Below are 12,194 nucleotides of genomic sequence, written 5' to 3'. Positions count from 1 at the left end.
ATCCCCTCGCAGTCTTCTGTAATTAGATAATTTCATTCTCCGACAAGCTAACAAGTATTTTCGTCATGTTTGTTTTCGTAATTCTGCCGATGACTTCAAAGCCTTTATCGCTGTCTTTAATGACAGGCAGTGCGTCTATCTGCTTCTCAATCAAGTACTTGGCCACATCCATAATGAAATCGTCCTTGCGGCAAACGGTGATGTTTGGCATCCTAGTCATAATAATATGAACAGGAATAGATGGAAGCTCTTGTTTACCAATACTTGCTCGAAGGAGGTCTTTTCGTGATAAAACGCCTGTTAAAATAGAGTGATCGTCCACAACGAATAATGTGCCCACATCCTCTAAAAACATCGTACAAATCGCATCATAAACTGAAACATTCTCATGTATCACCACTGGAATGGATTGAAAGTCTTTCACTTGAAGTTTTTTCAGCTTATCTGCCAGAAGCTGCGTGCCTGTTTTTCCTGTGAAAAAATAACCGACTCTTGGTCTTGCTTCTAAAAAGCCAGACATCGTTAAAATGGCTAAATCTGGTCTGAGGGTAGCCCTTGTTAAGTTCAGCCGATCGGCGATATGCTCTCCAGTGATCGGACCATTCTCTTTGACAATCTGTAAAATCTGCTCTTGCCGTTTATTTAACTCGATTGTACTCACCACCTTTAATTAGAGAGAGCGGATCCTTACTATATGTATATCATTTTCATAACTCATCATATTATAGCGCATCTTTGTCCAATTGAGACAAAAATACGCTCAAAAACCTTTAATTAAATGAGTAAAAAACGATTGCCCTCGGTGAAAAGGCAACCGTTCTACGGATATTTATTTTACAATTAAATTGTTCATGTTCGCAAATGATTGAATAACTTTTGCTAGTTTGACCATCTGTGCCAAGCGGTTTTTCTTTAGCTTTTCATCATCTGCATGAACCATTGTGTGATCAAAATAGTTTACAATCGGCGATTTCAGAGTTTTTAACGCATCAAGTGCTGATTGGTAATCTCCTGCTGCAATATGCCCTTTCATAGCTGTCTCTACATGTTGATAGGCTTCAAAAAGCACTTGCTCTTGCTCATTTTCAAATAGTGCAGGCTGAATCTCATTGTCCTCACCCTTTTGACTAATTGAAATGACGCGCCCTAACGCTTCAGCCGTTTCTTTAAAGCTCGCTTGTTTCACGCTCTCTTCAAGAACAGCTGCCTTCTTCACCACCGCATAAGGTTCTATATCTTCAACATCTAGCACTGCATCTATGATATCGTGACGGATATGTTCTGCTTGAAGAACATATTTTAAGCGTTGCGTCAAAAATTCAATAAGCTCTGCTTCATGTTTTGTCTTTACTTGGGCAAACGCTAAAAGCTCTTTAAATGAGATATTCCAATGACGATCGAGCAGGATGTGAACAATACCGCTCGCTTGCCTTCTTAAACCATACGGATCTTGAGAACCTGTTGGCACCATACCAATTGAGAAGAATGAACAAATAGAATCTAGTTTATCCGCAATTGCAACGATGGCTCCAATGAAAGTAGACGGTGCTTTGTCACCGGCAAAACGCGGCATATAGTGTTCGTTCATACTTTTTGCGACTTCTTCATGTTCACCAAGTGCTTTTGCATATTTCTCACCCATGATTCCTTGTAATTCAGGGAACTCATAGACCATTTGAGTGACAAGATCAAACTTAGAAATACTTGCTGCTCTTTCAACGCGCGCGATCGTTTCGTCGTCTGCACCCACATGTGCCGCAAGGCGAGTAGCAATATCTGTTACTCTCTTCAGCTTGTCACCAATGGTTCCAAGCTTCTCATGAAATACAACCTTATCCAGCTTTTGAATATTTTCTTCAATGACAAGTTTTTCGTCTTCTTTATAGAAGAACGCCGCATCTGATAGACGTGCACGAAGTACTTTCTCATTTCCTCTTGCGACATTTTCTAATGCCTCACTGTTTCCATTTCTTACTGTAATAAAGTGCGGCAGTAATTTTCCTTGCTCATTTTTTACAGGGAAATAGCGCTGGTGCTCTTTCATTGTCGTTACCAATACTTCTTCTGGCAATGCAAGAAACTCTTCCTCAAAGGAACCGAATAACACCGTTGGGTATTCCACAAGGTCATTTACTTCTTCTAAAAGCTCAGGGTCAACCGGGATCACCCAGCCCTTTTCTTTTGAAAGAACTTGAAGCTGCTCTGTAATTAATTGTTTTCTTTTCTCCGAATCTGCAATGACAAATTGGTCACGTAATGTTTGTTCATAAGAAGCAGGTGAATCAATAACAGCAGTCGTACCAAGGAAGCGATGTCCTCTTGTCTCCCTGCCGCTTTTCACACCTGCAATTTCAACCGGAATGACCTCTTGCCCAAATAAACAAACAATCCACTTAATCGGACGGATATAGCGTAAATCTTCACTTCCCCATCTCATGTTCTTTGGAAAGCTTAAAGAAGCGGCGATATCACCCAAGGCTGGAAGAAGTGTTTTTACTTGCTGGCCTTCTTGGAACTTTTGCACATGGACGTAATCAACACCTTTGATCTCTTTAAAATAGAGATCATCCGTTGACGCTCCTTGTCCGCGTGCAAAACCTTCCGCAGCTTTTGTCCAGTTGCCTTCAGCGTCTTGAGCAATCTTTTTAGCTGGTCCTTTTGCTTCTTCTTTGATGTCTTCTTGTTTTTCTGCTACGCCTTTGACTAACACAGCAAGACGTCTCGGTGAATTGAATAACACAATATCCTGAAAAGAAATATTTTGCGTCACAAACCAAGCTTTTACTTTCTCTCCGAGCTGCTTTGTGCTCTCTGGAATGAAACGAGCAGGCATCTCTTCTAAGCCAATTTCGAGTAATACATCTTGTTTATTCATGAGAAGCCGCCTCCTCTTTTAGCATAGGGAATCCAAGTTTTTCTCTTTCTTCGTAATACGTTTTGGCTACTTTTCTTGCTAACTGGCGCACTCTGCCAATATAGCCTGTTCGTTCTGTTACAGAGATGGCCCCCTTTGCATCAAGCAGGTTAAATGTATGTGAGCATTTTAAAACATAATCGTATGCTGGGTGGACAAGACCTTTGTCCATTTGGCTATGTGCTTCTTTTTCATACGTTGTAAATAAATCAAACAACATCTCTGTATTAGATGTTTCAAATGTATAAACAGAATGCTCGTATTCAGCCATTAAGAATAAGTCTCTGACAGTAAAGCCGTCTGTCCATTCCAAATCAAAGACATTTTCTTTGTCTTGAATATAAGAAGCAAGGCGTTCAATACCGTAAGTGATTTCTACAGAAACAGGCTTGCACTCTAAACCGCCCACTTGCTGGAAATATGTAAATTGCGTGATCTCCATTCCATCAAGCCATACTTCCCAGCCAAGTCCTGCACATCCAAGAGATGGATTTTCCCAGTTATCTTCCACAAATCGAATATCATGTTTCAGTGGTTCAATGCCAAGCGCCTTTAATGATTCAAGATACAGCTCTTGAATGTTATCTGGTGACGGCTTAATAATCACTTGAAATTGGTGATGCTGATACAACCTGTTTGGGTTCTCTCCATATCTGCCATCAGCAGGGCGTCTTGAAGGCTCCACATAAGCAACCTTCCACGGCTCTGGTCCGATGCTTCGCAGGAACGTGTATGGACTCATCGTACCTGCACCTTTTTCTGTGTCATAGGCCTGCATTAACACGCAGCCTTCATTTGACCAATGCTTTTGCAAAGTCAGAATCATGTCTTGAATATTCAATGATCGCACCTCCATCTTTTTCGCAACCACCGCTATGTGTGGTGAATACGTACTAGAGAACCTCAGTTTGAACATAAAAACTCCCGTCTCTATGCTCGCAAGGCTCCTTGCAAACATAGGGACGAGAGTTTTTCCCGCGGTTCCACCCTATTTGCTGGAATCGTAGCATCCAGCCGCTTTGTTTTACGTTGCTCAAGAATGCCTTTCGTTACGCCTCCATCCTTAGCTTGCACCGTCCTAAGGTCGCTTTTATGGATTATACGTAAGTACTTCTTTCTGTCAATGCAACATATTGATCTTAGATGATCTTACAAAAAGTCATGGGAGATGTCAACTTTTGTTTTCGTCACCCATTAGTTTTTTCATATTTTCAATCTGGTTCATGAACTTTTTCGATTTTAAATAAAGGCCGGAATACTCATCATAATAATGGTCAAGAACTTGACGAATTTCCTGCTTTGTTTGTGGTTTGACATCAACATGACCAAGCCTTGATAAATCAAAATAATGAAATAAACGGAGAAGTCTTGCAGTTGCTGGGGACAGGGGCAGTTTGTAAGGATCTTTGCCAAAGCAGTTTTGACAAATAAATCCGTTTTCTCTAATCGAAAAATGGAACTGCCCTTCTTTATTACCGCAGTGCACGCACTGATCCAGTTCAGGTTTCATCCCCATCACTGACAACATTTTGACTTCTACTATAAATAAAATAATATCAGCATCTGTGCCTTCATTGAGATGGCGCAAAGATTGGAGAAGTAGCTCAAACAAATAAGGGTTCGGCTGTTTTTCTTCTGTTCCTTTATCAAGTAACTCCGCCATATATGCGGCATAAGCGGTTAGAAATAAATCTTCCCGAATGGCTCGCATGCTTTCAATCATTTCACCTTGCTGGAGCGTTCCAAGTCCTGTTGATGATTGGATAAGGAAGGTTCCGTATAAAAACGGCTGGCTTATGGCGGACAGCCGGCTGTTTGTTTTTTTAGCGCCTCTTGCCATTACGCCAATTTTCCCATGTTCTCTTGTAAGCAGCGTGACAATTTTGTTTGTTTCGCCATAATCTGTTGTTCTAAGGACAATTCCTTCACTTTTAATGAGCATTTGTCTACACTCCGAGCATTGGAGGGGATCAAGACTTATAAAATTGGAAAATCAAGACGTGCCATTTCTTCTTCAAGTACATCGGGTCTTTCCAGGTTCTCCTTTTCTAACTCTTTGAAAAGAAGGTACGTGTCAACGCTTCCTGTTTGTGAAAATACGTTCCATGTAAAATTCAACATAAAAACCCCACCTTTCTTTATTAGAAGCAGCAACGCTACATCCAACTTATTTAATTTTATCTTGTTTTATCTTGACCAGGCTACCTCCATTTCATGATAAACAATTTTTACTAATCGAACCGCAACACTGTCAGTTTTTGTAACAGATGCTGCGGTTTCTTAATATTCGTCTTCTCTAAAACCGAAATCACGCAAGTGAGTAGATTTATTGCGCCAGTCTTTTTGAACTTTTACCCAAAGCTCCAAATAAACTTTTGATCCTAGAAGTGCTTCAATATCTCTTCGTGCTTTTTGTCCCACTTCTTTTAATAAACTGCCTCGTTTACCAATAACAATTCCTTTTTGTGAATCTCGTTCAACGACAATGGTAGCCGCAATATGAATTATTCCATGATCATCTGGCTTGATGGATTCTATTGCAACAGCAATACTGTGAGGAATCTCTTCTCTTGTTAAATGCAGTACCTTCTCACGAATCAATTCCGAAATAATAAACCGCTCTGGGTGATCTGTTACTTGATCTGCCGGATAAAATTGTGGGCCCTCTGGAAGATAACTTTCGATCTGCTGAAGAAGTGTATCAATGTTGTTGCCTTCAAGAGCTGAAATCGGCACAATTTCTTTAAAAGGATAACGCGTGCGGTATTCATCAATTAAAAGAAACAGCTCATCTGGGTGAATTTGATCAATCTTATTGACGACAAGGAACACCGGTGTTGATGTTTGCTTTAGTCGTTCAATGATGAATTCATCACCTTTACCATAGCCTTCCTGTGCATTGATCATAAACAAGATCAGGTCGACTTCCTTCAGTGTATTTTGAGCCACCTTCATCATAAAATCCCCAAGCTTATGCTTCGGTTTATGAATCCCTGGTGTGTCGATAAAAATCGTCTGTGACGTGTTTGTTGTGAGTACGCCTTGAATTTTATTTCGTGTTGTTTGGGGCTTATCACTCATGATGGCAATTTTTTGCCCAATCACTCGATTAAGAAAGGTCGATTTCCCCACATTTGGTCTTCCAATAATTGATACAAATCCTGATTTGAAGCTTTCCTTAGTCATTTAAATCCTCCGGTGAAAATGCGCCTGGCAATAGTTCGTTTACTGTTGTTTCGTATATTTGTCCTTTTAAGTTCGTTAAAATCACTGGCATATCAGGTGCACATAGCTCTGAAATGACCTGTCTGCATGCGCCACATGGTGAAACAGGTCGATCTGTATCAGCGACTACTGCAAGCATTTGAAAAGATGTGATGCCTTCTGAATAGGCTTTAAAAAGTGCTGTTCTTTCTGCACAATTGCACATGCCGTATGCTGCATTTTCAATGTTGCAGCCGCCATACACTTTTCCATCGTTTGACAATAATGCTGCACCGACTTTAAATTTTGAATAGGGTACATATGCAAAATCTCTTGCTTTGATCGCTTCTGAAATCAACTCTTGTTTGTTCATTCCTAGTTCCCACTTTCAGAAGAAATGGTACCACTGTCACATTTATATTTTACATAATTTATGTGACATTTTCACGCCCATTTCTAAAAATGTTAATAAATAGTAATATTGTTCTATTGCATGATTTTCGGTAAAAAAATAATCAACCCAATCATAACCGAAATCACGGCGTAAACGCAAACAGCGCCTGCCGCAGCGTCTTTTGCTCTCTCCGCAAGTGGATGTTTCTCCTCTGTCATAAGGTCCACTGTATGTTCAATGGCTGTATTAACAAGCTCAAGCGCAAATACTCCTCCACATAATAAAAGAATGATCACCCATTCGATTGGTTGAATATGAAACCAAAAGCTGCAAAACACCACGATGACGGCTGCGACTGTGTGAAATCGAAAATTTCGTTCACTTAAGAAAGTTCGCCATATCCCTCTAAATGCATAAAAGAAACTCCGAAAAAAACGGGCGAGCGGACGTCGCTGCTTACGATGATCTCGAAAGGCCATAATCATCCAATATCTTTGTCTGTTTGGCGAACATCTCTTTTTCTTCTTCCTCTGTCATGTGGTCATAGCCTAGTAAATGCAAGAAACCATGAATCGCCAAGAATCCAAGCTCTCTCATAAAGGAATGACCATATTCCTCTGCTTGCTCTTTTGTTTTATCCACACTAATAATAATGTCTCCTAAGACCGGTGGAATATCGTCAGCCCCAATAATTTCAATTTCCCCTTCTCCTTCTTCTTCTAACGCAAAAGAAATGACATCAGTTGGCGCATCCTTTCCCCGATATTCTTTGTTGATCTGATGAATTTCTTCATTTGAGACGATTGACACGGATACTTCAGCTTGATCTTTTACTTCAAGTGCGTCCGCAGCAAATTGAAGAAGCTTTTCCACTTCTTCAAGCTGCTCCTTTGATACTTGCCCTGTTTCATCTATTAAATCAATTAACAATGTCATTTACTTCACCTTCTGCTTAGGGGCATCTGGATATTCAATCCGCGAATGAAAAATCCCCTTTAATGTGGTACAAATCGTTTGGCTAATAATATTTAATTCTTTAAATGTCAGATCACATTCACTAAATTGCCCGTCCTGCATTTTATCAGAAATAATGCCTTTGACGAGCTTTTCGATCCGCTCTGGATTTGGGTTATGCATCGACCGGACCGCAGCTTCAACGCTGTCAGCGACAGATATAATCGCCGCCTCTTTTGATTGTGGTTTTGGACCGGGATAACGGAATTCTTCTTCTGTTACCTGATCATCACGTTCTTTTGCCTTATAGTAGAAGAACTTCAATAGTGACTTTCCATGATGCTGTTCTGCAATATCAACAAGCTCTTCAGGGAATTTCTTTTCTCTCAGCATTTCAGCACCATCCGTCGTATGGGCAACAATGATATTTTTACTAAGCTGCGGAGAAAGTTTGTCATGCGGATTATCAATATTCATTTGGTTTTCGATAAAATAATGTGGTCTTTTGGTTTTCCCAATGTCATGATAATAAGCACCTACTCTTGCTAAAAGCCCATTGGCTCCTACCGCTTCACATGCAGCATCCGCTAAGTTTGCCACCATGACACTATGATGATATGTACCTGGTGTCTCTGTTAAAATCTTTTTGAGCAGCGGATGATTCGGGTTAGATAATTCGATCAGCTTCATAGTAGTGAGAATACCAAACATGCTCTCAAATACTGGCATTAACCCAATGACCAAAATAGCTGATGCAACCCCCGACACGACGGCCATCATGAGATTCACGCCAAGTTCAAGCCCTGTTGGAGAAGAATTTTGGATTAGTGTAATGGAAAGATACACAAGTACATTCACCACAGCAACCAAAAGTCCAGCCTGCAAAATTTTCGATCTTGCATTATGTTTTCTAAGAAACAAAATCCCCGCCATTCCGCTTACAAGATAGTAAGCGCAGATGACATAATTAAAAACACCCGTCACTCCTTGATTAAACATCATACTGCCGCAAAGGGCAAACACAAGACCGGAAAAGATCGCTAACCGCTCATTTATGAGCAGTTTAATTAACATGGTTCCGAGTGCAACTGGCACCACATATCCTATTGTGGTGTATTTCGTTTCTTGGAAGAGACTGAATACTTCCATGATGATCAAAATAATAGTGAAAATGAGCGAATAAAGCAGCAATGATTTATTCTTTTGTGCAAGTGAGTGACTCTTTCTCTCAAATGAGTGGACAATAGCTGCTAAAAAAAGACCGATCAAGATGATTAGACCGCTTACAGGCTTAAATAAATTGGAGCTGTTTAAAAGACCGGTCAGCTCTAATTTACGGTATACTTCACGGTCGATTAATTCGCCTTCTTCAACTAGAATTTGACCTTGTTTAATTTGAACAGGCTGTATACTATCAGATGCTTCTTGCCTTTTCTTTTCCGTTGCTACTGGGTCAAACACATAGTTTGGAATTATCGCAAATTCGCCAATTTCTTTGGCTGCATTTAAATATTTTGAAGGAATTGAATTGTTTTCAAGCTCTTTTTTTACTTGTTTTTTTTCATCTTGTAATTTAGCTGCTGTGATTTCTTTGCTCATGAGTGAGTTAACCACCGTGATGATAGAATCTTTTATAAAAGAAAGGTTTTCATTACTTGCTTGAAGCAGTGCTTTGATGGATTGATCAGATACGGCTTCACTCATGTCTGTTGTCAGTTTTTCTTTTACATTTTTGACCATTTCTTGATCTGTTGGCGGATTTTCTTTGTTCACAGCTGCATTCTTCTCCTCTTTAATGGCTTCAAAGAGGGATGAGATGAGGTCAACACGATTATCAGAATACGCTTTTTTCAGCGTATATTGATCTTCCACCTGATCAATTGCTTCTTGTTTCTTCTCTTCTGTCGCTTCTTGGTCATCGACTGTAGACGGTGAATAGATGGTCTGTTCGCTCACAGAAAACAAATCCAGATCGAGCGATTCAGGCTTCACATGGAAGAAGAGCACCACAAACATAATGGCCGCTAAGGCAACATATAGCAAAACGTTTAAATAGCGCGTGTGCTCCATTTTCTGAGGTTCTTTTTTAGACAGCAGCCTTTTGCGCTTACTGCCTTTCTGATTCTTTCTCAAGGAAAGTACCTCCTTTTTTACTTTAAACCACGATCGAAACAAAATGACCCGATGAAGACGATCGGGTCACTCCGTTCATTTTTGCTTTTCGTATGCTCCAATGATCTTCGCCACAAGCGGGTGTCTGACCACATCTGTCTGATCTAATTCAATGAATGAAATGCCCTTAATCTCTGCAAGCATGTCCTTTGCAGTAGAAAGTCCCGATTCTACACCTTTCGGCAAATCAATCTGTGTAATATCTCCTGTAATGACCATTTTAGAGCCAAACCCAAGTCTAGTCAAAAACATTTTCATTTGGGCTGGCGTTGTATTCTGCGCTTCATCTAAAATAACAAATGCATCATCGAGCGTTCGTCCTCTCATGTAAGCAAGAGGCGCAATTTCTATCACACCGCGTTCGATTAAACGTTCCGTGTGATCACTGCCAAGCAAATCGTGCAAGGCATCATATAGTGGTCTTAAATAAGGATCTACCTTTTCCTTTAAATCTCCTGGCAGAAAACCAAGGCTCTCTCCTGCTTCAACAGCCGGTCTTGTGAGGATAATACGTTTTACATGTCCGTTTTTCAGGGCATGTACAGCCTGGACAACTGCTAAATATGTTTTACCTGTACCAGCAGGACCAATCCCGAAGACCAAATCATCTTTTTTCATAGCAGCAACGTATTTTCGCTGTCCGATCGTTTTTACTCTAATAGACTTGCCTTTAGCATTTTTCGTCATTTCATCTTCATACATATTTTCAAAATACGCCAGCTTATTCTTTTGGGCCATTTTAATCGCATAGACGACATCCCGTTCAGAAATGTCGATCCCTTTTCGAATGAGATGTAAGAGAGATGTGATCAAATGGCTCGCTGTCTCTCTCGATGCTTCCTGTCCAGACACATACACTTTTTCTCCACGTGTAATGATGGATACATTCAGTTCGTTTTCCATGAGTTTCAGATAAGCATCCTGATTACCAAACAAAGCGATGGCTTCATTCGGGCTATCCAATTTTTGTTGAATCTCAAGTAAGTGTTCTGTCATTCTCTAGTCTCCCTGAACTATAGGTGTTGTTTGAACAATATCTTCTATAACTTGGTAAAGTATGATCAACTTAACTTTACCATTCCCTGTTGTCTCGTGCAAAACTTTTTCACTTTTCACCTCACCTGATTGACCTAGCTTCTCTTCTAATTCTTTTTTACCCATTTTAATCCCTGCTTGTACTGCTTCTTTATTTGTGTACTCCCGGTTTATTTTTTCACTTTCACGTGTGATTTCCTTTTTATAGGAAAAAGGAAGCTGAAACTTTAAAAAATGAAGTGGATGAACTTCAATTTCTGTTTTTGGATGTTGAAAATGATCTTTTTTAAGATCAAATCCCCAAAATGGCAGTGAGCCTCCAAACAGGGAAAGCTTGTGCTTTATCTTCATTTTACCCGTATAGACGTCAAAAGATGTTCTTAGAGGAACAGAAACTTCAGAACGATACCACGTCTCTCCATAAATTTTCGCTTTTGCCCCTACTATTTTTTGGTGATCTTCGCTTCCAATCAGTCCCGACACAAGCATTTGGCCTTTTTCCACATGTTCATCAACCCCAGCAAGCGGTTCCCCTTTTTCTACATACATTCTAGTGATCACGGCTTTTTTCTTTGCGACGATGTGTTGCGGACTTGTATATTTTTCCTTTTTAGGTTCATTTTTTTCAACGACCTTCATTTGAAAAGCGGTTCCATTTAATTCGACTCCAACCCATGTAATGCTTTTAATATTGGTGGTAAGAGATTTTTGAATTTTTTCTGGCGTTCCCATCAAGAACTGAAAACGACCTTTTCGGACACCAATTTCATCTAAATGCTTTCTCATTTGATGTTCCGTTTCTGGTTTGGCTCCTGTGATCTCAATTTTCCATACCATATTTGACAGGGCAAATATCGTCATAAGGAAAAAGACGATACCAAGAGTAAATCCGATATTCTTTCTTGACCATAAGAGAAGAAACGGAAACCCTTTCTTCTGTTGAAATGAACATGTCACCTCATGCTTCCTGCGAACTTTCCTGAAGGCATGTACATCTGAAAGGCGAATAAATAAGCGCACGCTGTCTTGACGGCGGCTCACTTGAAAAATCGTGATCCCCTCTCTCGTGCACTCATTGATTAATCGCTCGATCCCGCTGCCTTTCATCTCCACTTCCACTCTGCCAATAAAATAGGCAAACCATCTATTCTTCACACTTCTCCCCTCCGTCAGTTAAGAATCAATATAACGGACCTCATCGATTTTCCCTTCTAATAAGATCTCTTCCGGCAAAATCGTTTTAATCACAAAGTCTTTACCCGAAATGATGCACTGTCCTTGTTTGAGCATAAGTCTTACCTCTTGGTCACTGAAAAGTAAAAGCCCTTTATGGTTCTCTATGTAAATGTGGAGTCTGCCAACCATCGTAATACGGGGAAGATCCATCATCACGTCTGGGGGGATTTCAAGTGTTCTTGTCAGCCATGCTTTGAGTCGATTTTTCCTTTTTCCCATTCAATAAGAACCCCTTCCCACCTCATGTGTATGAGATCAAACTGAAAGATGGAGAGACTGATGAGA

Annotated in this window: 13 protein-coding genes; all 13 read right to left on the bottom strand. The window is 40.2% G+C overall.

Going from position 1 to position 12,194, the window contains the following annotated elements:
* Window positions 1–22: 22 nt before the first annotated feature.
* Entirely contained in the window at window positions 23–661 is a 639-nt protein-coding gene (locus ABVJ71_RS01060) for a helix-turn-helix transcriptional regulator (RefSeq protein ID WP_353855205.1), read from the bottom strand.
* Window positions 662–829: 168 nt separating this feature from the next.
* Complete coding sequence (gene glyS / locus ABVJ71_RS01055) at window positions 830–2,875, bottom strand: glycine--tRNA ligase subunit beta (RefSeq protein ID WP_353855204.1); 2,046 nt, start codon at window positions 2,873–2,875, stop codon at window positions 830–832.
* Window positions 2,868–3,755 carry a glycine--tRNA ligase subunit alpha gene (glyQ, locus tag ABVJ71_RS01050; RefSeq protein WP_353855203.1) on the bottom strand — a complete coding sequence of 296 codons (888 nt, stop codon included), beginning with the start codon at window positions 3,753–3,755 and terminating at the stop codon, window positions 2,868–2,870. The genes glyS and glyQ overlap by 8 nt, the downstream gene beginning before the upstream one ends.
* Before the next feature lie 330 nt (window positions 3,756–4,085).
* A complete protein-coding gene (gene recO / locus ABVJ71_RS01045; protein WP_353855202.1) occupies window positions 4,086–4,856 on the bottom strand; it encodes a DNA repair protein RecO in 771 nt (256 codons plus the stop codon).
* A 35-nt stretch (window positions 4,857–4,891) separates the two neighbouring features.
* Window positions 4,892–5,035 carry a YqzL family protein gene (locus tag ABVJ71_RS01040; RefSeq protein ID WP_353855201.1) on the bottom strand — a complete coding sequence of 48 codons (144 nt, stop codon included), beginning with the start codon at window positions 5,033–5,035 and terminating at the stop codon, window positions 4,892–4,894.
* A gap of 159 nt (window positions 5,036–5,194) precedes the next feature.
* On the bottom strand, window positions 5,195–6,100 hold the full coding sequence (era, locus tag ABVJ71_RS01035; protein WP_353855200.1) for a GTPase Era: 906 nt from the start codon (window positions 6,098–6,100) through the stop codon (window positions 5,195–5,197).
* Complete coding sequence (locus ABVJ71_RS01030) at window positions 6,093–6,491, bottom strand: cytidine deaminase (protein WP_353855199.1); 399 nt, start codon at window positions 6,489–6,491, stop codon at window positions 6,093–6,095. Before ABVJ71_RS01030 ends, era begins: the two co-directional genes overlap by 8 nt.
* Before the next feature lie 113 nt (window positions 6,492–6,604).
* The gene (locus ABVJ71_RS01025; protein WP_353855198.1) at window positions 6,605–6,991 is read right to left on the bottom strand and encodes a diacylglycerol kinase family protein; all 387 of its coding nucleotides are present in this window, start codon (window positions 6,989–6,991) and stop codon (window positions 6,605–6,607) included.
* On the bottom strand, window positions 6,969–7,448 hold the full coding sequence (ybeY, locus tag ABVJ71_RS01020; RefSeq protein WP_353855197.1) for an rRNA maturation RNase YbeY: 480 nt from the start codon (window positions 7,446–7,448) through the stop codon (window positions 6,969–6,971). Before ybeY ends, ABVJ71_RS01025 begins: the two co-directional genes overlap by 23 nt.
* Entirely contained in the window at window positions 7,449–9,536 is a 2,088-nt protein-coding gene (locus tag ABVJ71_RS01015; protein WP_353856502.1) for an HD family phosphohydrolase, read from the bottom strand.
* A 138-nt stretch (window positions 9,537–9,674) separates the two neighbouring features.
* Window positions 9,675–10,634 (bottom strand): PhoH family protein, encoded by a 960-nt coding sequence (locus tag ABVJ71_RS01010; RefSeq protein WP_353855196.1) that lies wholly within the window; start codon window positions 10,632–10,634, stop codon window positions 9,675–9,677.
* A 3-nt stretch (window positions 10,635–10,637) separates the two neighbouring features.
* Window positions 10,638–11,828, bottom strand: coding sequence for a sporulation protein YqfD (yqfD, locus tag ABVJ71_RS01005; protein WP_353855195.1), 1,191 nt, complete (start codon window positions 11,826–11,828; stop codon window positions 10,638–10,640).
* 18 nt (window positions 11,829–11,846) lie between these two features.
* On the bottom strand, window positions 11,847–12,128 hold the full coding sequence (yqfC, locus tag ABVJ71_RS01000; protein ID WP_012010618.1) for a sporulation protein YqfC: 282 nt from the start codon (window positions 12,126–12,128) through the stop codon (window positions 11,847–11,849).
* Between the last annotated feature and the right edge of the window lie 66 nt (window positions 12,129–12,194).

Source organism: Bacillus sp. Bos-x628 (genome assembly GCF_040500475.1).
Taxonomy (GTDB): domain Bacteria; phylum Bacillota; class Bacilli; order Bacillales; family Bacillaceae; genus Bacillus; species Bacillus maqinnsis.
Note: the sequence above shows the minus strand (reverse complement) of the source record. Positions and strands in the feature narration are given on the sequence as shown.